This window comes from Ruegeria sp. BHSC037 (assembly GCF_059613045.1).
Genome location: NZ_JBXWRT010000005.1, coordinates 115,713 through 137,036, shown reverse-complemented (window position 1 = coordinate 137,036; position 21,324 = coordinate 115,713). Strand labels below are relative to the sequence as shown.

The following is a 21,324-nucleotide window of genomic DNA, read 5'->3' as shown; positions in this document are numbered from 1 at the left end:
AGGGCAAACTGCCCCGCCCCGCCGCAGCTTCGGGCGTCGATGCGCGCATGTCACCCATCGACCCGCCCCAGCTGGTTGTAAAACCGCGAATAGGTCGGGCAAAGCGCCACGGCCCGTTCCAAGAACTTTTTGGCCTGCGGCTTGTTCCCGCGCCTAAGGTAAATGCGGCCGGCCGCCCCTTGGATGGCGGCGGTGACCTCGTCCAGTTCCGCGGCATTCAGGATCTGCTGCTCGCCCTGCCTTTTGGCCCCGAGGCGGATCAACAACTGGCCCATTGCAAAGACGAGGAAAGCATTGTCGGGGTCGCAGGCCAGCGCATCCGCCATCGACAGCCGCGCCGCCCCGGCATCGCCGGCATCGGCATACAACTCGGCAAGGCGCTTGTGGTACAGCGGGGCGTCTGGACAGGCCGCAACGACCCTGCGCGCAACGTCGATCGCCGCCGACAGTGACACCTCGCCGGTGTGCCGGTGCACCGTCGAAATCAGGCTTTGCACGGCCGGATCGTCACCGGACAGGTCCTCCGATGCCCGAACCGCCGCTTCGAGCGCGGCCAGCCGCGCAGGCGATTTGGGCAACCGTCGCGCGCGCTGGTCCAACGAAAGGTCCGCCCAGTCCAGCAGCATCATGTCGAAATTGCAGGGCTGGCGTGCGATGACTTTGTGCTGGACCAGATACAGGTTGTTGAACGGCGCGAAACGGCGCTGCCGCAGCCGGCGCTGCAACGCCCAGTCGACCGGCGGGAACAGGCGGAACGGCAGTTGGTCGCGGTAAAGCATCCGCGAACCCAACACGACCACATCGGGCCGCAAGGGCTTGGCCCAAAACGCTTTTGCGAATTGTCGCCCTGCGGCCCAGCGCTTTTTCTGGGCACCCAAGATAGCGCCGCGCAAGGCACACAGAACGGCTCGGTCCTCGGGCCAGAGGTCGGAGTTTTCCAACCCGGTCCGGGCTAGGTGTTCGCTTTCCTTCCACTTGCCCAGATAAAAGGCGTTCAGCGCTTGCAGCAGTGGCAGAAACGCATTGTCCGCTCCGGCATCGAGGATCGGCTGGGCGAGGTCATAGGCCTCTTGGCAGCGGTCCTGCGCGCAGAGGTATTGCCACGCTTTGGCATAGACATGAGCGGCCTCGGACGGGTTGAGAAATGCAGACGGTCCCTGGGCGACCCGCTGTATGACTCGTTCATTGGCGCGGCCGATCTCGTCCTCGGACAGCACGTCGCGGAACACCAGCCGCTGCTGACCGGAAATCCGGGCCGCAGCCATCGAAAAAGCCGAAATGAACGGAGCGATCACCCGCTCGGCCCGCGACATCGTGTAGAGTTCCAGGAAATCCCGCTGGGCCCGGGTCATGCCGGACAGATCGGCGATGTCGGCCATCTGGATCAATTGCGGGTGGCGCTGTTGGAACCGTGCGATCAGTTCGGGCTGGTCGGAAAACATGATGGCCGTCTGCCCGCGCGACTTGTCCAGATGCGCGTCATACAGTTCTTCGGGCTCGATCTTGGCGGGCCAAGTCGTATGCTTCCAGGGCAGGCCGTTCAAGATATCGCCGCGCCGGATGTGATAGGCCGACACCCCCTTGCCCGACAACCGGGCGTCGGTCTGGTCCATGACCGCGCGGATCGGCGGCGCAAAGCCGATCCGATGGATGAAATCGCGGTATCGGGGGCGGATGGCTTCGACATCTTCCCAGGGAAAGGCCAAAACCTCGAACCCCTCCTCGACGATCACCGAACGGCCCGCGGCCAGATGTTCGCGCAGCCTGTCGGGGGTCTGATCGCCCTGAAAGCTCCAGACGGGGACGGCACCCGCGGCCAATTCGTCGTAAGCCTGCCCATCCAAGAAATGGGCCGCCATCCAATCGGTGGCGAACAGCTCTTGTGGGGCGTCCAGTTCCGGCGCGTCGGCTCCTTGCGGAAACCAGTTGACGCGATAGTCCGTGTCGAAATCCTCGGCCAGGCGGATGCAGGTCAGCATCATCAGGAGCCGCGCGCCCAGACGGTCCTTGCGCTGGCCGATGAACACGCCCCGGTCTGGGGTCATGACGCGCCACCCGCAGCAGCCTGGCGCCGCAGGGCGCGGAATCGCTGCCGCGCGGCCCCGACCAGTTTCGGATGCCGGTCCTCACCCACCGCCTCGATCCCGCGCATGTAGATGGGCAGGCGCCGCCGTGCGCGCATCATCCGATAAAAGGCCTGCGGTTCCAGCGTGCCGGCCATGGCCTGCTGCATCACCGGCTTCAGCGCGTCGATCTTGCGCAGCATCGGCGCGGCGAAATGGTTCGAGAACCACGTCTTCAGCGGCACCACATTCGCGCCCTGCAATCGGTGGACGTGCCGCCGATCGGGCTCGAAGAACGGGTCATAGAAAACATAGGCCTTTTTGGCCGTCCGGATGCAGTCGGCCGCGTCACCCAGCGGCAGGTCCCAGTCCTGAACCTTGCCAAAGCGATATCGGGTCTCCCACGGCACCAGACGTTCATCCAGCGTGGATTGCGGATTGAAGGCGATCACCACCGCTCCGGGCGCCAGTGCAGAAAAGGTCAGCGCCCCGAACCCACCCATCGAGGCGCCAGCAAACACGACTTGGTCGAAGCGCTCGAAAAACCCTTCGCGCGCCTTGGCCTGGAAATAGTCGATGATCTCGGGGTCGCGGTACCAGGCCTTGGACCGCGCGAACACGCCCATATGCGACCAGCCCTCGTCGCGGAAGAACTTCCAGCCCCAGGGCTCGCGCGCGAAGGACAGATCGTTGGCATTGCCGATATTGTCGAAACTGACGACCAGACGCGCCGCGTCCCGCTGATGGAACAGGATCGAATGGCGTTCGAGCTTGCGGAGGAATCCAGTTCCTTCCCCGCCCGGATAGATCTCGACGAACCAGGGCGGCGCAGGATCGGTCAGAATGCGCTCGTACCCCGTCTTACGGTCGGGATGCTCGGGCTTAAGCTGATCCTTCGAAAGTTCGTCGGCCATGGGTCTCAAACCAGATTGTCCGCCAGCCATGACCGGAAGTCCACCCATTCGGGGCGCAGCTTGATCTCGGCGATCTTGGCGCGGTGCCACTCGCACGCCTCGTCATGCAGACGGGCAAGCTCGGAATCGGCCTTCAGCTTGGCCAGAACCGGTGCGGCCCGCCGGGCAATGGGTTGAATCGAGGTATCCCGGACCTTGTTGGCGTTCATATCCAACCAGTAGGCCTGCCCCTGATCTACCTTGACGTGATTGGTGCGGCCACGGTCACGCTTGACCAGAAACCCCTCGAGCGAACGCACGGAGTAGTGGTGCAGGCGCCCAAATGCATGGTCGAACCCCCGCCAAGCCCGCCAGCCGACCTTGTCAGCGGGAAACAGGTTTCCACCCGCGTCCGACCAGGCGACTTCGTGCTCGCGCCCCTCTTCGATGCCCTTGGGGCGGTGCGGGCCGAAGCGGCTGAACCGGTCATTGTTGCGAAACAGCGTCTTCAGCCCGTAAGCCCGGCCGGAATGATAGGGAAATTCGCGATCGGCCATGGTGAAGCTTTCGGTCACGGGCCTGTCGTCAAAGCCGATGTTGCCCGAACTGCCGAACAGGCGCCAGGCGAACGAAATCGCGTCGACCGGGCGGCCCGCCTTCTGTTCGACCGCGTCGATCAATGCCGCAAAGCTGTTGTTCCCCACGCGGATATTCCAGAATTCGTCCACATCCAGGCACATCAGCCAATCGGCCTCTTTCACCTTGGGGTGCCTGCGCGCCCGGCGCAGCATCTGGTGTTGCGGATTACCTCCGTCGCGCACGGCATTCGGAACATGGGTCGCCAGCCCCATCTGCTGAAGGCGGCGGGCGATGTCATCGGTTCCGTCCTCGCAGTCATTGGTGAATATCAGGAAATGATCGACCCCCAGCATGCGATGAAAGGCGACCCATTCCAGCATGTAGGGGCCTTCGTTCTTCATCGTCGTGAATACGGTAATGGTCTGAGACATTTACGCCTGTTCCGATCTGCCTTTTGCCCTTTCTTACACAAGCCGTCCCGACACCGCGAGGCCGGAATAGGCTGGTACATGCATTGCACACCCGAGTGGTGCGCGACTGCACCCAAGCGGGCAACTGCGCCGCGCTGCCGGACGCGACCGAAACTGTCCGATACCCGCCCCTGGGGCAACGTGAACGGTCTCAGCGATGCACACACCCGGAAGGATCGAATAAATCTACGAATGTCATGCTAAGCCTAGGGGAGCGGCGCAACGCAGACCGGGCCCCGGATGGGCGACTTGTCACCGAAAGCTTGAGGAGAGATGGTACCGCCTCCCTGGCTTGAACAGGGGACCTCTGGATCCACAATCCAGCGCTCTAACCAACTGAGCTAAGGCGGCACGTGAGGGGCGATTTAACGAAGCCGCCGGGGGATTGCAAGTGCCTTGTAGGCGAATTTTCTGGCATTGTCCGACACAGCGGATCGCGCAAAGAAAATCGCGGGCGCCACGAGTTTCGGCAGCCCAAAGCGCCGCCCGCCTCTGCCGGACCCGAGGGGACACTCGGGCCGCGCTGCCTCCGCCGACCAAACTCCGACCACCCCGAAAACACATCGTTCCGCCTGCCCGCGCCGTGACACACCCAGACTGCGCTTGATTCAATCCCGGTTGCGCGCTAGCAGAAACGCTCAGTCTCCGGAGGCGAAAATGGGCATCAATACCGAACGCGACATCGAAGCGAACCTGCAGATCGGCCCCACCGATCAAGGCATGGTGCGCCTGTTCGTCGAAGCCGACAACCTCGAAATCCCGATGGATTTCGACCCGGAAGAGGCCGAGGAAATCGCCGACGAGATCCGCGCCGCCGCTCAGGCTGCCCGCGCGGTCAAACGCTGACCGTCAGGGCCGCGGATCGCGCAGCATGTGCAGACGCCGCGCGGCGTCCATCGCAAATTTCTGGATCAGCTTCTTGCGCCGGGCTGCCGCTAGCTTGGCCTCGGGCGGCATCCGTATGATTTCGGCGTCATAGGCGTCGGCGATGATCAGACCGGTTTCCGTAGGCAAGAGGTCGGTTGGAAAATCAGTATCCACGGCCCAGAAGAACCGGTCGCACCAGTCCAGGTATCCGCCCCATTTGGAATCGGACTGGTAATCGACCCGGCTGGATTTGCACTCGACCACCCACAGCTCACCCTTGGGACCCAGACCCATCACATCCACCCGCAACCCGCGCGCGGGTACGAATTCCTCAATAGAAACAAAGCCGTGGCTGGCCAGATGTCGGGCAACCCCGCGGGCCAGCCTTTGACCGGGCTGCAGATCCAACGTCATGCGCAGAATGTGAACAATTCAAGAACAAAAATCAAGGACCTTCGCCATGAGGATCGGACCGGAACGAGCCACCGCCGTGCCGGCCCGTTCGGGCGACCCCGCATGCCTTCTTTTGCAACTGGCCCCCTTGCGCAGCCCGGCGCGGCACCCTAGTTAGGCCATTGGCGGGTTCTGCCCTTCTCGTGACCGGTAGCATTCCGGTGGCCTTAAGCAATTCCGAGGGAGCTGGCTCTGTTCAGGTCCTGGCCTGATTACCTGGCGCCCACCTGTACATACAGGTCCTCGGGAATCAAAACCGCACGGTTGCCTGGTGGTCCCGCCGCCTTCCGATCAGGTGAATTCCTGCGGATTGACCCGTACGAATGTTTCGTCATCCAGAGCAAAATCATAGAGCCTGCGCCCGTTCCATTGCGGCATATAGCAGTCAAACATCCTATTTTTTTGATCCGGCAGGCTTGGCACGGTCAAATCTGCCGCTGGCAGGTTCAATCCAAACGTCAACAACTGAGCGTCCGTGTAACGTGCAGATGCCTGCTTCACCGCATGATGTAACAGCACGTGTTCGATATGCCCGTATTCGCCGACTCGGTTGTGAGTGATGACAGTTGTCGGCGCGAACTGCTTCATCAACGCATAGGCAGATCCAGATAACAGCCCAAACAACGGATGGCGGCGCAATGGCCGGACTATTTCAGGTTCTGGCATGCTATCGCTGGTTGGCATGCGAATAAAACGACGCAGCCTCGGGTAATCACTTTCGACCGCAAAGGGCAGTTGCACCCGGGTGGCACCAATCATGTCGCACGCCTGTTGCATCGCTGCCTCGCGCGTATCGGTGTCTCGACGGCTGGACGCAGGCCGGAAGAAGCTTGCAACGACAACTTCGGCACGCCCCTTGAGATGCGCCAGAAGTGAGCCGGCAAACAGTGTTTCATCATCCTGATGGCATACGCACACAAGAATGCGCTGATGGGCAAGCCCGTCTAGGCTGAGTCCGTTGCGCACAACGCCTGGACCAGTCTCCAATAGGCCGAAGTTCGCGCTATGCAGCGTTTCCGGCCCAATCAGGCTGACCGGCCGCGCTCGCCCTTGCTCGACCAAACGAGCCGAGCTTGCTTGCACATGGCCGTTTCGGTTGTCGCCCTGAATCAAGTAGCATCTGTCAGCCAAGCCAGGCCAGACTGCATCCAACTCGGCCACCCGGTTGTTCTTTTGCGCATCCAGATGCAAAAGGTCGATCGGGCCGAACGGCCGATCCTGAACAGCCTGCTCCAGCCCTTCGATCGCCGGCCTGAGGTAGAACTTCACGCGTTCAGGGAAGCGGTTTTCGAACCATCGGAACGCGATCGGCACGTAGATGTCGACCGCCGGCCATGAATCACGCAAACGCTGGCCAAGGTCGATTCCGATATATTTCAAACCGGGGCTCGAGTGCAGCGCCAACAAAGCCGCGTGGCCACCCGCCACTCCGACCTCGGCAAAACAATTGCTTTCCTGTGCCAGCCGATGAAGAGCACGCCGTTTCGGCTCCATCGATGGCGCGAGATCGGATGTGTGAAAGTCTTCCCGCATGTGTGCATAGCACACATTTCCATTGATCGCGACTGGCTCGCCTGCTTGTTTCAGCCCGTCGGCAATCGCCTGATTCAAACTTGACAGATCATCCAGAAACGCCCGCGAATTGATGGCGTCTTCATAACTTGGCTTGGTCAAGGAAACGGTCTTTCATGGACAACTCGATATGCTTGCGCATCCAATGTCAGGGGAAGACCAATTGCAAGCGCCAGGAACCACCTATCACGACCGGCGCGCTTCAACGCGCACGGGTTCCAGCTTGCCTGCAACCGGGGTTCCTCCGCGCGGGCCTTTGGGCTTTTCGGCCATGCTCATGATCGCATAGGCGAATTGGACGCCTGCAAAGACGATCCCGTTCATGAACCAGATCATGATCAGCGCGATAAAGCCAATGTCGGACCCGGTGATGAGGTGGCGTAGGTTGGCAACGTTCAACAGCAGCAGCACGGCGACGAACACAGCCGAGATCACAAAGCCCAGTGCGACCTGGGTGATGTAAAGACGGATCAGTTTCGGCATGACGCACCTCCCTCACACGATAGGAATCTAGCGCAATTTCATGCCGGGTAAAATCGCCCGTGGCGCGTCAGAACGCCTCGGGCTTGGCTTCGCGGGCCATGTGGTCCAGAACCGCGTTGACGAATTTCGGCTCTTTGCCTTCGGGGAAAAAGGCGCGCGCCACGTCAACGAATTCGTTGATGACCACCTTGGGCGGCGTGTCGCTCTGGCTCAGCTCGGCGCCGGCCGCGCGGAACAGCGCCCGCAAGGTCGGGTCGATGCGCGAAATCGGCCATTTGGCCACCAGCGCCCGGTCGGTCATCTGGTCGATCGGCGCCTGATAGTTCACCGCGTCATCCACCAGTTTGCGAAACAGCGCGCTGTCGCCTTCCAGCATCTCGTCGCCCTCGTAGACCGCGCCGAACCGGTGATCCAGAAACTCGTTGACCACCTGTTCGGTCGTCTGGCCCGACTGCTCCATCTGGAACAGCGCCTGCACGGCGTACAACCGCGCGGCGGATTTCATTAGGCGTTTCCGGTTTGCCGGTTTCGGCGTGTCTGTCTGGGTCATGCTGTCGTTGATCCGTTGCTGTCGCCCGCCACAAGGATGGACTCGGACGGCGGCTTGAATCCGACGCCCTTTTTCGAAGCGCCCCACTTACGTCTGAGTGCGATCAGATGCAAGGCCGCAGCCGCCGCGCCGCCGCCTTTGTTCATCTTTTCCGGATTGGCGCGCACTTCGGCCTGCGCGTCATTCTCAACCGTCAGGATGCCGTTGCCGATGCACAGCCCCTGCAGGCCCAGCAGCTGGATCGCGCGGCTAGAATCGTTGCAGACGGTTTCGTAATGCGTGGTCTCGCCCCGGATCACGCAGCCCAGCGCCACATAGCCGTCGAAGTTGCACTGGCGGTCGGCCATGGCAATCGCGGTCGGGATCTCGAGCGCGCCGGGCACCTCGACCACCTCGCAGCTGCCGCCGGCGGCCTCGATCTCGGCCTTGGCGCCGCGAACCAAGTCGTCGGCGATGGCGCGATAGAACGGGGCCACAACGATCAGCAGCTTGACCGGGTCATCGAATTTCGGGGTCGGCAGAACGCCGTGTTTATCTTGCTCAGCCATGCTCAGTCACCCTTGAGAATCGAGCGGGTCCCGACGATGGACAGGCCAAAGGCGTCCAGACCCAGGTATTTCGTCTGCGGCGAGTCGGTCAGCAGCACCAGTTCCTTGATGCCCATCTTGGACAGGATCTGCGCGCCAAGACCGGTTTGCTTGATGGTGCGCGGGCCTTCGTCCTCGGCCGCGTACAGCGAGTGGCGCGGGTTGCGGAACAGGCAGACCACGCCGCGCCCCTCGGCGGCGATCTTTTCCATCGCGCGCGGCAGTTCCTGCGGCGATTTCGGGCCCAATCCCAAAATGTCCGAGGCCTCGTGCAGCGCATGGGTGCGGGTCAGGACGGGCTCGGGCGTGCTGATGTCGCCCTTGATCATCACCACATGTTCGATCCCGTGGGTCTGATCGGTGAAGATCCGCATCTCCCACTCGCCGCCATATTCCGACGTGACCATCCTGCGCGCGGTCTCGACCACCAGATTGTCGTGGCGCGCACGGTACGAGATCAGGTCGCTGATGGTGCCGATCTTCAGCCCGTGTTCCCTGGCGAATTCGACCAGATCGGGCAGCCGGGCCATGGTGCCGTCAGGCTTCATGATCTCGCAGATTACGCCCGAGGGGTTCAATCCGGCCAGGCGCGAAATGTCCACGGCGGCCTCGGTGTGGCCGGCGCGTACAAGCACCCCGCCCCGCTTGGCGCGCAGCGGAAAGACATGGCCGGGCGTAGCCAGATGCGCCATGGTGTTCTGTTCGTTGATCGCGGTGGCAATGGTCAGTGCCCGATCGGCAGCCGAGATCCCGGTGCTGACGCCTTCGCGCGCCTCGATCGAAACGGTAAAGGCCGTCTCGTGCCGCGACGAGTTGTTCACGGCCATCATCGGAAGGCCCAGACGGTCTATCCGTTCAGCCGTCATCGGCAGGCAGATCAGCCCGCGGCCATGCGTGGCCATGAAATTGATCGCCTCGGCATCGGCGAATTCCGCCGGGATCACCAGGTCTCCCTCGTTTTCGCGGTCCTCGTGATCGACCAATATGTACATCCGGCCCTGGCGCGCCTCTTCGATGATCTCTTCAATCGGGCTGATCGCGTCGCGCAGCTGGGCCTCGACCGGTCCGGGTGTTTCAAAGCTCATGGGGCAGCCTTTCACAGAGCAGGTGTTGCAACGCGGGATAGACCAGCACGCGCGCAAAGGCCAGTCCGCAAACGAATCCGCGCGGGGCTAACGCGGCGTTTCGTCCGGCGTCAGGTCATTTCCGACAGCCGCGCGACGTAACGGGCTAGCGTGTCGATCTCGAGATTCACCCGGTCGCCTACCTTGACGTCGCCCCAGGTGGTGACCTCCTTGGTGTGCGGGATGAAGTTGATGCCGAAATCGCACCCGTCCACGTCGTTCACGGTCAGCGAGGTGCCGTTCAGCGCGACCGAGCCCTTGGGCGCGATGAACCGTGCCAGATCTTGCGGCGCGCGCAGGGTCACCCGGGTGCTGTCACCCTCGTCCGTCGCGGCGATCACCACGGCGACGCCGTCCACATGGCCTGAGACGATGTGCCCGCCCAGTTCGTCGCCCACCTTGAGGGCGCGTTCCAGGTTGACGCGTTTGCCCACCTGCCACCCGTCGAGGTTAGTCTTGGAAACCGTCTCGGCGCTGATCTGCACATCGTACCAGTCGTCGCCCAGCGCAATCACGGTCAGGCAGACCCCGTCACTGGCGATCGAGGCGCCGATATCAATCCCCGCGGTATCGTAGCCCGTCTTGATCCGCGCCCGCAGATCGCCCTGCTGCTCCAGTTCGATGATTGTGCCGATGTCGGTGACGATCCCAGTAAACATTCCGTTAACCCTCTGCGCGCAAACTATCCGAAGTCATCTGGCCCGAGGTAAGCCCAACCGGCCGCCGGGGCAAGCCCCGGCTTGCGCGTCCAGGGGCGGACGGGCATAGTTTCGGCGCAATTCTCAAACGCATGCAGGTGTGCGCAAACGGCATGAACGCTCCGATTTCAACGCAAGACGGTCGCGTGTTCCTTTTTTTGCAGGGGCCGCATGGGCCGTTCTTTCACGGGTTGGGGCGCATGCTGCGGGCGGCCGGCGCCGCGGTCTGGCGGGTGGGGTTCAATGCGGGCGACCGCGCCTTCTGGTTCGACAAGCGCAGCTATGTGCCCTATCGCGGAACGCTGGACGCGTGGCCGCAGGCCTTTGCCGACCTGCTCGAGACCCGGCGGGTAACCGATGTCGTTCTGTACGGCGACGTTCGCCCGGTACATGCCGTGGCGATCCGGATCGCCCGGGCGCGCGGCCTGAGGGTCCATGTTTTCGAGGAAGGCTATCTGCGCCCATGGTGGGTGACCTATGAGCGGAACGGATCGAACGCACATTCCCGGCTGATGGACCTGGACATCGCAACGATGCAGCGAGCCGTGGAACTAACCGAGGGACCGACCCCGCCGCCACCCGCGCATTGGGGCGACATGCGGCAACACGTTTTCTACGGCGCGCTGTACCATTGGTTCGTATTGTTCCTGAATCACGGTTACCGGAATTTCAGACCGCACCGGGATTTGCATGTTTCGCAGGAATTCGGGCTGTATTTCAAACGTCTGATGCGGATGCCCCTGCATCGAATCCGGCGTAGCCTGGCGACCGCCCGCATCCGCCGCGGTGGGTATCCTTATCATCTGGTGCTGTTGCAACTGGCGCATGACAGTTCGGTCCGGGCCCATTCCGAATTCTCGTCGATGTGCGCTTTCCTGCTGCCGGTCATGGAGGGATTCGCCAAGGGCGCCCCGCCACATCACCACCTGGTCATCAAGGAACACCCGCTCGAAAACTGCCGCGAGCCTCTGGCGCGCTTCATCCGCCAGACGGCCCGCCGGCTGGGCATCGCCGACCGTGTCCACCATGTGCCCGGCGGTAAACTGGCGCGTCTTCTGGATCACGCCAAGTCGGCGGTCACCATCAATTCGACGGCAGGTCAGCAGGCGTTGTGGCGCGGCGTCCCGCTGCGCGTGTTCGGCCGGTCGGTCTATGACAAGCCCGAGCTGGTGTCCGACCAGCCGATCGAGGTGTTTTTCGCCGACCCAAGGGGGCCGAACACCGACGCCTATCGCACGTACCGCCAGTTCCTGCTGGGAACCTGCCAGATCCCCGGCGGGTACTATTCGCGGCGGGGCCGCAAACAACTGCTCCGGCAGGTGGTTGACCGGATGCTGCAGGCACACGACCCCTACGCGCCTGCCCTGGCTGGGGGCGCGACCGAAGGGCCACAGTTTCAATCCCGTCCGGCCCGTCGGCTGGCAACGTCTGGAATCTGAGCGCCAAACTCAGTAGCGTCGCGACAAACCAAAAAACACAACACTGGCTGTCGAGGTCAACAACGTGCAGTGCTTCCCAACCCGGTGGATTCGAAAAGTCACTCTTTTCGCGACCGTCGCAATTCTGGCGGCATGCCAGCTTCCCAAGTCCGGGCCCAACAAGACCGAAATCCTGGCTGGTGCGGTTCAGAACGGCGGCAATGCATTTGTCGTAGAAGTAGACGATTTTGTTGCTAAAACTACTGCCGCCATTCCTCAGTACGGGTTCCCACAGGCCTTCCGCGGCGCCCAGAACATCACTTCGGACACAATCCGCCCGGGCGACGTTCTGGGGCTGACCATCTGGGAAAACGTCGACGACGGTCTGCTGTCCGGTGAAACCGGCCCCGCGACCAGCCTGGACGAAGTGCAGGTCGACAGCGAAGGGTACATCTTCATCCCTTATGCAGGCCGCCTGCGGGCCTCGGGCAACACACCCGAACAACTGCGCACTACGATCGCCGACAAACTGCGCGAGCAGACCCCCGACCCTCAGGTGCAGATCCGCCGCGTGGCCGGCGATGGTTCGACCGTATCGCTGACCGGGACCATCGGCGCCCCGGGCATCTATACGATCGAGCGTCCCACCCGAACCCTGTCGACGATGTTGGCGCGCGCCGGCGGCGTAGCGGTTGCCCCGGACATCGCGCTGGTCACCGTGATCCGCGGCAACCAGAGAGGGACGATCTGGTACAATGATCTTTTCCAGAACCCCGAAATGGACATCGCCCTGCGCGGCGGCGACAGGATTCTGGTCGAGCAGGACACGAGATCCTACATCGCGCTGGGGGCCACCGGGGGGCAGTCGCGCGTCGCTTTCGACAGTCAGGACCTCTCGGCGCTCGAGGCTCTGGCCCAGGTGGGCGGGCTGCAGTCGCTCTCGTCCGACCCGACCGGCATCTTCGTTCTGCGCAACGAGCGCGAGGACATCGCCCGCAAGATCGTGGGCCGCTCGGACCTGAAGGGCGAGCAGCGCATGATCTACCTTTTGAACCTGACGGCGCCCAACGGGCTGTTCGTGGCGCGAGATTTCGTGATCCGCGACGATGACACGATCTATGTCACCGAAGCGCCCTATGCCCAGTGGACCAAGTCGATTTCGTTGATCGCAGGCGGCCTGACGCCGGTTGCGAACGTGGCCACGCTGACCGGCAATTGATCCGTGCAACCGGCGGCCGATACATCTGTTTCCGGCAACCTGGCGCGCCTGCTTGTCTACAATGGCGGGTTTCTGACCCAGCGGCGCATCCGCCGCATTCTGGCCCTGTCAGGCCACAAGGTCGCGCTCGGACTGCCGCGCGCGGGCGACCGGATCGGCGTCTGGGGGCAAAGCCCAACTGCCCATCGCGGGGAACGCGTTGCGGCCCGGTACGACGCCCCGCTGCTGCGCGTCGAAGACGCCTTTCTGCGCTCATTGCACCCCGGCCGCGGAAAAGAGCCGCCGCTTGGCCTGCTGCTCGATGCCTCGGGTGTGCATTTCGACGCCGACCGCCCTTCGGATCTCGAGACCCTGCTGGCCACGCATCCGCTGGACGACACCGCCCTTCTGGACAGGGCGCGCGGCGCGATGCTGCGGATGGCTGAATTGCGGCTGACCAAATATTCCGCATACGACCCCGAGGCAGAACTGCCCGAACCCGGCTATGTGCTGGTGGTCGATCAGACCCAAGGCGACGCCGCCGTCACCGCCAGCGGCGGCGACCTGGCCCGCTTTCGCGAGATGCTGGTAATCGCGCAAGAGGAAAACCCCGGCGCCCGGATCATCGTCAAGACCCACCCCGAGACCGCGATGGGATACCGCCCCGGACATTTCGGGCCGAAGGATGAAACCGACCGCATACGCCTGCTGCGCGATCGGGTCAACATCTGGGACCTGCTGGAAGGCGCAATCGGGGTCTATACGCTGTCGTCGCAACTGGGATTCGAGGCCATTTTGGCCGGACACAAGCCGCGTGTGTTCGGGCGGCCCTTCTATGCCGGTTGGGGGTTGACCCGCGACGACGCCGAAATGCCGCGCCGGCAGCGCAACCTGACCCGCGCGCAGTTATTCGCCGCCGCGATGATCCTCTACCCCAAATGGTATGATCCATTCCGGGACCGGCTGTGCGAAATCGAGACCGTTCTGGACACGCTCGAGGCGCGCATGCGGGCCTGGCACGAAGACCGGCGGGGCTGGACGGCATCGGGGATGCGGCTGTGGAAACGCCGGCATCTACAGCGCGGCTTTGGAAGCTATCGCAAGATGCGTTTCACCGCTGCGCGCCCCGCCAGCCCAACCCGACCGCATATGGTCTGGGCCAAGCATGACCGCGACTCCGAGGGCGTCTTCCGCATCGAAGACGGCTTCTTGCGGTCGCGCGGGTTGGGAGCCCAGTTGGTGCCGCCGCTGTCGCTGGTGGCCGATGATCTGGGCATCTACTACGACCCGACCCGACCCAGCCGGCTCGAGGACTGGATCGCGCGGCGCGAGACCCTGCGCCCCGATCAGGAACGCCGTGCCCATCATCTGGTGCAACGCCTGACCCGAGCCGGCCTGAGCAAATACAATATCGGCGGCCCCTGCCCCGATCTGCCGGTCGGGCATCGCATTCTTGTCCCCGGACAGGTCGAGGATGACGCCTCGGTTCTGTTGGGAACCAGCACGGTGCGCACCGACCTGGACCTGCTGCACGCGGCCCGAAAGGCGAACCCGAATGCGGTTGTGATCTACAAACCCCACCCGGATGTCGAAGCCGGGCTGCGCGAAGGCCAGGTCGATGCCGATGGGCTGGCCGACATGGTTCTGACCGGCGTCGACCCAGCCCAGGTTCTGCCGCAGGTGCAGGAGATCTGGACCATGACGTCGGCGCTGGGGTTCGAGGCCCTGTTGCGTGGCGTCAAGGTCACGACGCTGGGGGCGCCGTTCTACGCCGGTTGGGGTCTGACCACCGATTTGGGCGCGGTGCCCGCCCGTCGCGGCGCGCGGCCGTCGCTGCTGGGCCTCGTGCATGCGGCTTTGATTGATTACCCGCGGTATTTCGACCCGATCACCGGTGCCCCCTGCCCGGTCGAGGTTGCGGTCGACCGCCTCGCCCAGGGCGAACCCACGCCAACGGGCGCGGGAAACCGGCTGCTGTCCAAGCTTCAGGGCGCGTTGGCCACGCATGCGCATCTGTGGCGCTGAACCGACCCTAACGCGCGGAGCGGCGCCAGACTTGCAAGACATCGCCGCCCACCGGGCGCGCTTCTGCCAGTTCGAACCCGGGTGCCTCGGACAGGTCTTCAAGCCCCAGAGCCCCGATGGCAGGCAGACCTTCGGCGCCAATCGCCAGACCGGCGGTAAAGCCGACCAATTCATCAACAAGGTCGTCGGCCAGAAGCGACGCTGCCAAGGCCGAGCCGCCTTCGCAGAACACCCTTGTCAGACCCTGCCGGCCCAATTGCTGCAGCAGATCCACGGCATCGATGTGGTGCCCCCGGACTGCACAGGGGATCAGCGTGGCCCCCAATCCCCGCCAGGCGCGGGCGCGTTCCGAGTCCGGCGTCGGACCATGGCACAGCCAGACCGGTATCTGTGAAGCGGTGCGTGCCAAGTGCCCCAGCAGCGGGATATCCAGATGGCGTGACACCACGATGCGCACCGGCTGATGCCCAACCCCTAGGTCGCGCACGGTCAGAGACGGATCATCGGCCCGAGCCGTTCCCGCACCGACCATCACCGCGTCGTGTCGCGCGCGCATGGCGTGCACGGCCCGCCGGGATTCGGGGCCGGTTATCCACTTGCTCTGCCCCGAGGCGGTTGCGATACGACCATCGAAACTGCTGGCCAGTTTCAGCGTGACGAAGGGGCGCCCCTGTTCGGTCTTCATGAAGAAACCGGCGTGATCCAAGGCGGCCTGATCGGCCATGACACCGGTCGTTACCTCGACCCCGGCGGCCCGGAGCATTTCAAAACCCTGCCCGGCAACGCGCGGATCGCTGTCCTCGATCGCTGAAACAACACGCGCAACACCGGCATCAATCAAAGCCTGCGCACACGGAGGCGTTTTGCCATGGTGCGCACAGGGTTCAAGCGAAACGTAGGCCGTACTTCCGCGGGCGCGTTCACCGGCCTGGGCCAGTGCCTCAGCTTCGGCATGCGGACGCCCGCCCGGCTGGGTCCAACCCCGCCCGACAATCCGGCCATCCTTGACGATGACGCAGCCCACAGCCGGGTTGGGCCAGCACATTCCTTGTCCGCGCCGCCCCAGGGACAGGGCCAGCGTCATGTATCGCTTGTCAGTGTCGGTCACTCGTCCGTCGATGGCTGCGGCGGGCGCAGTTCGTGGACGAACTCCTCGAAATCATCGGCCGCCTGGAAATTCTTGTACACGCTTGCAAAGCGAACATAGGCGACGGTGTCGATCCGCGCCAGAGCTTCCATGACGATCTCGCCGATCTTGCTGGACGGAATGTCAGTCTCGCCCATGCTTTCCAGCCGGCGCACGATGCCCGAAATCATCTGGTCAATCCGGTCGGGGTCGATCGGGCGTTTCTGCATCGAGATGCGGATCGAACGCTCAAGTTTGTCGCGATCGAAGTCTTCCCGCTTGCCGTTGGATTTGATCACCACCAGATCGCGCAGTTGAACACGCTCGTAAGTGGTGAAACGGCCCCCGCATGCGGGGCAGAACCGGCGCCTGCGGATGGCCACATGATCTTCTGCCGGGCGTGAATCCTTGACCTGAGTATCTATGTTTCCGCAAAACGGGCAGCGCATCCGCCGTCTCCTCGTCCCTTGTTCCGCCTCTTTTTGTCAGCGCTGGGGCCGACTTATCCACAACTATAGGCCAGCCGCTAGGATTTGGGTAGTCGGAAATTTCCACCGCTAGATAATGGGTCAGGCGAAATGCGCGGCCACCTTCCGCAGGTGGGGCGCCGTGCGGTGTTCAAACAGGTAGATCCCCTGCCAAGTCCCCAGCACGGGGTGACCGCCGCGAACGGGGATGGATAGCGATACCGGCATCATCGCGGCCTTGATATGCGCCGGCATGTCATCCGGCCCCTCATAGGTGTGCTTGAGATAGGACATGGACGGGTGGTCGGAAGGCGGCACGAGCCGCGAGAAGAACGCCCCGAGATCCGTCTGGACCTCGGGGTCGGCGTTTTCCTGAATCAGCAACGAACAGGAGGTGTGCCGCACGAAGAGCGTCAGCAGTCCGTCGGCCTCGGTTGCGGACAGCCAGCCCCGGATACGGTCCGTGAACTCGTACAAGCCCTGACCACGGGTCTGAACGGCAAACTCTGCCTGCATCGGCCCGGCACCTATCGTTGAAACGGGCGCACGTTGCACCGGGCATTCGCACCTTGAACCGACATGCTGTAGCCGGGTTGAAACCCCGAGGTGATGAAACTGTTCTGCTGGGGCACGCCACCGGGCGGCGGGTTGAGCGAGAATTGAACCGCGGTTCTGCGACCGGTCGTGACGCTGGGCCCATAGCCGCGCAACACATAGATCGGCTGCTGCCAGCCGGCGCCCAGCTCGCGGCGGGCGAAGTCGGCAGCTGCACACCAATACCCGTCGACATCCTGACGCGAGCGCGGGATGACCTCGAAATCGGTGCTGTTGATGGGTTCGGTGCGATACCCGTTCGGCGCGGCGAAGGACATCGACGGGACGCCGACCGCTCCGACCGCAAGCCACGCGCAAACCACGATCCGCTTCATGTCTGTTCCTTTTCTCCTGTCATGTCGTACTCAGGCTAGCGCTTGGGCTTGTCCCGGCCAGAACCGATCACGATGTTTTCAGCAATCCTCGCAATCCGTGCGCGCCACTGTCAACCAACGGTGATATCAGGCCAGGGCCTCAATCACCGGGGGTTGTCGCGGAACCGCCCCTCCCCGCGCAGGACGACGGCCAAAAGTACCGCTATCACCCCGGGCACCAGAAGCACGCCTCATCGTACCCGGTCGAATTTTTGGGGAAGGAATCCAGCCGACAATCTCGCCTTTTTGCCTTGCCTTTGCGAAAGGGAGTCCCCACGGCCAGTCACCGTATCGCGGTATGTGCCAGGCCAGGCCACAAGATAATGCGTGTGCCGGGGAGCCTCGGACGGTGTGGTGCGTCTCGTCTCCGGGCTCGTCCCACTCCCCAATGGGAACCGACCCGGCACGAACGGGTATCTAAACCTGTGCTTCGCACTCGGCATTGGATCGGGTGCCAGAGTCATTCGAACTCGGGCCAAACAGTGCCTTCTGCACAATGTTAGACCCCGGCACGACCGTCCCGGTTGTCCAAGAACGAGGTTTGCGCGCATACTCCGACGAACTGCGCTGGCTTGGACGGGTCCCATGGATGTCGAAATCACAAGGCTTAAGCTTTTGGCCGCCGAATTGGAACGCGCGGCGGAAAACCCGGAGCTGGTCGCCCGGGTATTTGACCGCGCCGACCTGACCCCGGCCCAACTCTCGGCGGCCGAAGCCCGGATCAGCGCACAAACCGAGGCTAGCTTCATCCGGCACGCCTGTGATGTGCTGGGCGACATCACCTTTGCAGCCAAGGCCGGATTGCGGGTCACTTCGGCGTCCAGCCTCGCGGCCTATATCAGCAAATATTCGCGCGACCTGAAGCAGGTGATGGAGAACACCATCCGTTTTCACCGCTTCATCGACCCGACCCTTGGTTTCAGCATGGACCTGTCCGGCAACGCTGCCACGCTGGGGCTGCATTGGAAAGATGCGCGTTTCGCCCGGTATCACCGCCGGACCGAGTTTCTGATGTTCGCCGCCATCGCCCGGATGCGCACGCTGACGGGAGTGCACCTCAACCCGATCGAGATCCGGTTCCAGCACCAAGTCGGGCGGCATGAGGCACGCTTTTCAAGGCTTGCCGGTTTTCCCGTCCGCTTCGGCATGGAGCAGATGGAGATCCTGCTTCCGCTGACGGCGCTGGACCTGCCCATCCCCACTTACGATCCCCGCCTTCGAGAACATCTTCTGGCCTATGGCGAACGGCTGCTGGCCGAAAACGGACAAGAGCGGCAAACCCTGCGCAGCCGGGTCGAGGGGGTGATCACGCAATCCCTCCCGGGCAGGATCATACGCGCCGAAGACGCCGCCCAAACGCTGGCCATGAGCCCGCGTACCTTTGCCCGTCGTCTTGGAGCCGAAGGCACCAGTTTTCGCCAGATCGTCGATGACCTGCGCTGTGATCTGGCCCAGACCCTGCTGCGAAACGAGATGACCCTGGCCCAGGTCGCCTATGCGCTTGGCTACGCCGATCAGTCGGCGTTTTCGACGGCTTTCAAACGATGGACCGGGCACCCGCCCAGCACCTTGAAGGCCCGGGTGGACCATCCAATCCAACAGTGAAGGGTGGCCGAGGGTCATCGGCGTCACCACCTCGCCCCGGCCCGTCCCATGAGTGGACATTGACCATATGGAGCGCGTGACGGCCAACCGCATGCGCGGTTATGCCAAGTTGATTACATGTTTGGACAGTGTGACCCTGTCTGCCCCGCAACGAAAAAAAGGCGCCTCGATCGAGGCGCCTTTGAGATCACTGATCAAGGAAAGACCGCAACTTGCGGCTGCGGCTGGGGTGTTTCAGCTTGCGCAGCGCCTTGGCTTCGATCTGCCGGATCCGTTCGCGGGTCACGCTGAACTGCTGGCCGACCTCTTCCAGCGTGTGGTCGGTGTTCATGCCGATGCCGAACCGCATCCGCAGAACCCGTTCCTCGCGCGGGGTGAGCGAAGCTAGAACCCGGGTCGTGGTTTCCTTGAGGTTTTCCTGAATGGCGCTGTCCAGCGGCAGCACGGCATTCTTGTCCTCGATGAAATCGCCCAGCTGGCTGTCTTCCTCGTCGCCGATCGGGGTTTCCAGAGAAATCGGCTCCTTGGCGATCTTCATCACCTTGCGAACCTTCTCCAGCGGCATCTGCAGCTTTTCGGCCAGTTCCTCGGGCGTCGGCTCGCGGCCGATCTCGTGCAGCATCTGGCGGCCGGTCCGCACCAGCTTGTTGATCGTCTCGATCATGTGCACCGGGATACGGATGGTGCGCGCCTGATCCGCGATCGAGCGCGTGATCGCCTGACGGATCCACCAGGTCGCGTAGGTCGAGAACTTGTAGCCCCGGCGATACTCGAACTTGTCGACGGCCTTCATCAGGCCGATATTGCCTTCCTGAATGAGATCAAGGAATTGCAGGCCGCGGTTCGTGTATTTCTTGGCGATCGAGATCACAAGGCGCAGGTTGGCTTCGACCATTTCCTTCTTGGCCTGACGTGCCTCTTTCTCGCCCTTCTGAACCTGCTGGACGATACGGCGGAACTCGCTGATGTCCAGACCGACATACTGACCGATCTGCGCCATGTCGTTGCGCAGTTCCTCGACCTTGTCCGACGAGCGTTCGATGAACATCTGCCAGCCACGTCCCGGCTTTTGGGCCATGTCGGAAAGCCAGTTGGGATCAAGTTCACGACCACGGTATTCGTCGATAAACTCGCGCCGGTTGATGCGGGCCTGATCGGCCAGCTTGACCATGGCGCTGTCCAGCGACATGATCCGCTTGTTGATACCGTACAACTGGTCGATGAGGGCCTCGATCCGGTTGTTGTGCAGGTGCAGCCCGTTCACCAGTTCGACGATTTCCGAGCGCAACTTCTGATAGGTCGCCTCGTCCTCCGCGCTGAACGAGCCATCTTCGTTCAGCGTGGCCGAGATCCGACTGTCCTGCATCTCGGACAGCATCGCGAAGTCGGTCGAAATACGTTCGAGCGTCGTCAGGACCTGATCCTTGAGCGCGGCCTCCATCGCCGCCAGCGACATGTTCGCCTGATCTTCCTCGTCGTCGTCATCGTCCGAAGCGATCGGGTTTCCGTCGGCATCCAGTTCGGGGCCGGTGTCCTTAGCGGGTTTCGACGCCTGAACCTTCGACGTATCGACGACGGGCTCCTCAACGTCTCCGTCCTCGTCCAATTGGTTGCCGAAGGTGGCCTCCAAGTCGATCACGTCGCGCAGCAGGATGTCCTCGGACAGCAGTTCGTCATGCCAGATCGAGATCGCCTGGAAGGTCAGCGGGCTTTCGCAAAGCCCGGCGATCATGGTGTTGCGTCCGGCCTCGATCCGCTTGGCGATGGCAATCTCGCCCTCGCGGCTCAGCAACTCGACGCTGCCCATCTCGCGCAGATACATGCGCACCGGGTCGTCGGTGCGGTCCAGCTTTTCGGTTTGCGACCCCGCCAGCGCAACCTCGCGGTTGCTGTCGGTCGTGACCAGATCGGTCGAGCCCTTCTGCTCTTCCTCCTCGGCCTCTTCGTCTTCGATGATGTTGATGCCCATCTCGGACAGCATCGACATCACGTCCTCGATCTGTTCCGAACTGACCTGATCCGGCGGCAGGACCTGGTTGAGCTGGTCGTAGGTGATATAGCCTTTCTCGCGGGCCTCGGCGATCATCTTCTTGACCTGGGCCTGGCTCATGTCCAGCGAGATTTCCTGTTCCTGGTCGTCGGACTTCCGTTCCTCGTTGGTATCCTTGGCGGCCATTC

The 21,324-nt window shown here is 62.8% G+C and carries 20 protein-coding genes and 1 tRNA gene; 5 read left to right on the top strand and 16 right to left on the bottom strand.

What is annotated here, in order from left to right:
• Window positions 1-50: 50 nt before the first annotated feature.
• The 4 genes from AC2FMN_RS06705 to AC2FMN_RS06690 all read right to left on the bottom strand — a co-directional run bounded on the left by AC2FMN_RS06705 (window position 51) and on the right by AC2FMN_RS06690 (window position 4,356).
• On the bottom strand, window positions 51-2,045 hold the full coding sequence (locus AC2FMN_RS06705; protein ID WP_496687069.1) for a tetratricopeptide repeat protein: 1,995 nt from the start codon (window positions 2,043-2,045) through the stop codon (window positions 51-53).
• Window positions 2,042-2,977 carry a hypothetical protein gene (locus tag AC2FMN_RS06700; RefSeq protein WP_496687067.1) on the bottom strand — a complete coding sequence of 312 codons (936 nt, stop codon included), beginning with the start codon at window positions 2,975-2,977 and terminating at the stop codon, window positions 2,042-2,044. The genes AC2FMN_RS06705 and AC2FMN_RS06700 overlap by 4 nt, the downstream gene beginning before the upstream one ends.
• A gap of 5 nt (window positions 2,978-2,982) precedes the next feature.
• A complete protein-coding gene (locus AC2FMN_RS06695) occupies window positions 2,983-3,966 on the bottom strand; it encodes a glycosyltransferase family 2 protein (RefSeq protein WP_496687066.1) in 984 nt (327 codons plus the stop codon).
• 313 nt (window positions 3,967-4,279) lie between these two features.
• A tRNA-His gene (locus AC2FMN_RS06690) sits at window positions 4,280-4,356 on the bottom strand.
• 306 nt (window positions 4,357-4,662) lie between these two features.
• Between AC2FMN_RS06690 and AC2FMN_RS06685 the strand changes: the two genes are divergently transcribed.
• Window positions 4,663-4,851 carry a DUF6324 family protein gene (locus AC2FMN_RS06685; protein WP_149776801.1) on the top strand — a complete coding sequence of 63 codons (189 nt, stop codon included), beginning with the start codon at window positions 4,663-4,665 and terminating at the stop codon, window positions 4,849-4,851.
• Window positions 4,852-4,854: 3 nt separating this feature from the next.
• On the opposite strand, the gene AC2FMN_RS06680 is transcribed toward AC2FMN_RS06685, so the two are convergent.
• From AC2FMN_RS06680 to AC2FMN_RS06650, 7 genes are all read right to left on the bottom strand, one after another.
• On the bottom strand, window positions 4,855-5,286 hold the full coding sequence (locus AC2FMN_RS06680) for an MmcB family DNA repair protein (protein ID WP_496679595.1): 432 nt from the start codon (window positions 5,284-5,286) through the stop codon (window positions 4,855-4,857).
• A 330-nt stretch (window positions 5,287-5,616) separates the two neighbouring features.
• A complete protein-coding gene (locus AC2FMN_RS06675) occupies window positions 5,617-6,999 on the bottom strand; it encodes a PIG-L family deacetylase (RefSeq protein ID WP_496687064.1) in 1,383 nt (460 codons plus the stop codon).
• A gap of 84 nt (window positions 7,000-7,083) precedes the next feature.
• On the bottom strand, window positions 7,084-7,380 hold the full coding sequence (locus AC2FMN_RS06670; protein WP_496687062.1) for a hypothetical protein: 297 nt from the start codon (window positions 7,378-7,380) through the stop codon (window positions 7,084-7,086).
• Between the two features lie 67 nt (window positions 7,381-7,447).
• Complete coding sequence (gene nusB, locus AC2FMN_RS06665) at window positions 7,448-7,930, bottom strand: transcription antitermination factor NusB (RefSeq protein WP_496679589.1); 483 nt, start codon at window positions 7,928-7,930, stop codon at window positions 7,448-7,450.
• Entirely contained in the window at window positions 7,927-8,478 is a 552-nt protein-coding gene (locus AC2FMN_RS06660; RefSeq protein WP_005983872.1) for a 6,7-dimethyl-8-ribityllumazine synthase, read from the bottom strand. Before AC2FMN_RS06660 ends, nusB begins: the two co-directional genes overlap by 4 nt.
• 2 nt (window positions 8,479-8,480) lie before the next feature.
• Complete coding sequence (gene ribB / locus AC2FMN_RS06655) at window positions 8,481-9,602, bottom strand: 3,4-dihydroxy-2-butanone-4-phosphate synthase (protein ID WP_496679587.1); 1,122 nt, start codon at window positions 9,600-9,602, stop codon at window positions 8,481-8,483.
• Window positions 9,603-9,712: 110 nt separating this feature from the next.
• Complete coding sequence (locus tag AC2FMN_RS06650) at window positions 9,713-10,300, bottom strand: riboflavin synthase (protein ID WP_496687061.1); 588 nt, start codon at window positions 10,298-10,300, stop codon at window positions 9,713-9,715.
• A 152-nt stretch (window positions 10,301-10,452) separates the two neighbouring features.
• Here AC2FMN_RS06650 and AC2FMN_RS06645 point away from each other — a divergent pair, with 152 nt between their 5' ends.
• From AC2FMN_RS06645 to AC2FMN_RS06635, 3 genes are all read left to right on the top strand, one after another.
• Window positions 10,453-11,778: a capsule polysaccharide biogenesis protein gene (locus AC2FMN_RS06645; protein ID WP_496687174.1), complete on the top strand. Its 1,326-nt coding sequence runs from the start codon at window positions 10,453-10,455 to the stop codon at window positions 11,776-11,778.
• 64 nt (window positions 11,779-11,842) lie between these two features.
• Window positions 11,843-12,976 carry a polysaccharide biosynthesis/export family protein gene (locus AC2FMN_RS06640; RefSeq protein WP_496687059.1) on the top strand — a complete coding sequence of 378 codons (1,134 nt, stop codon included), beginning with the start codon at window positions 11,843-11,845 and terminating at the stop codon, window positions 12,974-12,976.
• Window positions 12,977-12,979: 3 nt separating this feature from the next.
• Window positions 12,980-14,980, top strand: a complete 2,001-nt coding sequence (locus tag AC2FMN_RS06635) for a capsule polysaccharide biogenesis protein (protein WP_496687058.1) — start codon at window positions 12,980-12,982, stop codon at window positions 14,978-14,980.
• 7 nt (window positions 14,981-14,987) lie between these two features.
• On the opposite strand, the gene ribD is transcribed toward AC2FMN_RS06635, so the two are convergent.
• From ribD to AC2FMN_RS06615, 4 genes are all read right to left on the bottom strand, one after another.
• Complete coding sequence (gene ribD, locus AC2FMN_RS06630) at window positions 14,988-16,088, bottom strand: bifunctional diaminohydroxyphosphoribosylaminopyrimidine deaminase/5-amino-6-(5-phosphoribosylamino)uracil reductase RibD (RefSeq protein ID WP_496687056.1); 1,101 nt, start codon at window positions 16,086-16,088, stop codon at window positions 14,988-14,990.
• Complete coding sequence (gene nrdR / locus AC2FMN_RS06625; RefSeq protein ID WP_490360843.1) at window positions 16,085-16,555, bottom strand: transcriptional regulator NrdR; 471 nt, start codon at window positions 16,553-16,555, stop codon at window positions 16,085-16,087. Before nrdR ends, ribD begins: the two co-directional genes overlap by 4 nt.
• A gap of 120 nt (window positions 16,556-16,675) precedes the next feature.
• Window positions 16,676-17,089 (bottom strand): secondary thiamine-phosphate synthase enzyme YjbQ, encoded by a 414-nt coding sequence (locus AC2FMN_RS06620; RefSeq protein ID WP_496687054.1) that lies wholly within the window; start codon window positions 17,087-17,089, stop codon window positions 16,676-16,678.
• An 11-nt stretch (window positions 17,090-17,100) separates the two neighbouring features.
• Entirely contained in the window at window positions 17,101-17,502 is a 402-nt protein-coding gene (locus tag AC2FMN_RS06615; RefSeq protein WP_490360845.1) for a hypothetical protein, read from the bottom strand.
• A gap of 624 nt (window positions 17,503-18,126) precedes the next feature.
• Between AC2FMN_RS06615 and AC2FMN_RS06610 the strand changes: the two genes are divergently transcribed.
• Window positions 18,127-19,146 carry an AraC family transcriptional regulator gene (locus AC2FMN_RS06610; protein ID WP_496687052.1) on the top strand — a complete coding sequence of 340 codons (1,020 nt, stop codon included), beginning with the start codon at window positions 18,127-18,129 and terminating at the stop codon, window positions 19,144-19,146.
• 187 nt (window positions 19,147-19,333) lie between these two features.
• Here AC2FMN_RS06610 and rpoD read toward each other — a convergent pair whose 3' ends face one another.
• Complete coding sequence (gene rpoD / locus AC2FMN_RS06605) at window positions 19,334-21,322, bottom strand: RNA polymerase sigma factor RpoD (protein ID WP_496679575.1); 1,989 nt, start codon at window positions 21,320-21,322, stop codon at window positions 19,334-19,336.
• Between the last annotated feature and the right edge of the window lie 2 nt (window positions 21,323-21,324).

Coding starts and splice junctions, on each gene's coding strand:
- AC2FMN_RS06705 (WP_496687069.1), bottom strand. CDS start 2,045: ATGACCCCAGACCGGGGCGTGTTCATCGGCCAGCGCAAGGACCGTCTG.
- AC2FMN_RS06700 (WP_496687067.1), bottom strand. CDS start 2,977: ATGGCCGACGAACTTTCGAAGGATCAGCTTAAGCCCGAGCATCCCGAC.
- AC2FMN_RS06695 (WP_496687066.1), bottom strand. CDS start 3,966: ATGTCTCAGACCATTACCGTATTCACGACGATGAAGAACGAAGGCCCC.
- AC2FMN_RS06685 (WP_149776801.1), top strand. CDS start 4,663: ATGGGCATCAATACCGAACGCGACATCGAAGCGAACCTGCAGATCGGC.
- AC2FMN_RS06680 (WP_496679595.1), bottom strand. CDS start 5,286: ATGACGTTGGATCTGCAGCCCGGTCAAAGGCTGGCCCGCGGGGTTGCC.
- AC2FMN_RS06670 (WP_496687062.1), bottom strand. CDS start 7,380: ATGCCGAAACTGATCCGTCTTTACATCACCCAGGTCGCACTGGGCTTT.
- nusB (WP_496679589.1), bottom strand. CDS start 7,930: ATGACCCAGACAGACACGCCGAAACCGGCAAACCGGAAACGCCTAATG.
- AC2FMN_RS06660 (WP_005983872.1), bottom strand. CDS start 8,478: ATGGCTGAGCAAGATAAACACGGCGTTCTGCCGACCCCGAAATTCGAT.
- ribB (WP_496679587.1), bottom strand. CDS start 9,602: ATGAGCTTTGAAACACCCGGACCGGTCGAGGCCCAGCTGCGCGACGCG.
- AC2FMN_RS06650 (WP_496687061.1), bottom strand. CDS start 10,300: ATGTTTACTGGGATCGTCACCGACATCGGCACAATCATCGAACTGGAG.
- AC2FMN_RS06645 (WP_496687174.1), top strand. CDS start 10,453: ATGAACGCTCCGATTTCAACGCAAGACGGTCGCGTGTTCCTTTTTTTG.
- nrdR (WP_490360843.1), bottom strand. CDS start 16,555: ATGCGCTGCCCGTTTTGCGGAAACATAGATACTCAGGTCAAGGATTCA.
- AC2FMN_RS06620 (WP_496687054.1), bottom strand. CDS start 17,089: ATGCAGGCAGAGTTTGCCGTTCAGACCCGTGGTCAGGGCTTGTACGAG.
- AC2FMN_RS06615 (WP_490360845.1), bottom strand. CDS start 17,502: ATGAAGCGGATCGTGGTTTGCGCGTGGCTTGCGGTCGGAGCGGTCGGC.
- AC2FMN_RS06610 (WP_496687052.1), top strand. CDS start 18,127: ATGGATGTCGAAATCACAAGGCTTAAGCTTTTGGCCGCCGAATTGGAA.
- rpoD (WP_496679575.1), bottom strand. CDS start 21,322: ATGGCCGCCAAGGATACCAACGAGGAACGGAAGTCCGACGACCAGGAA.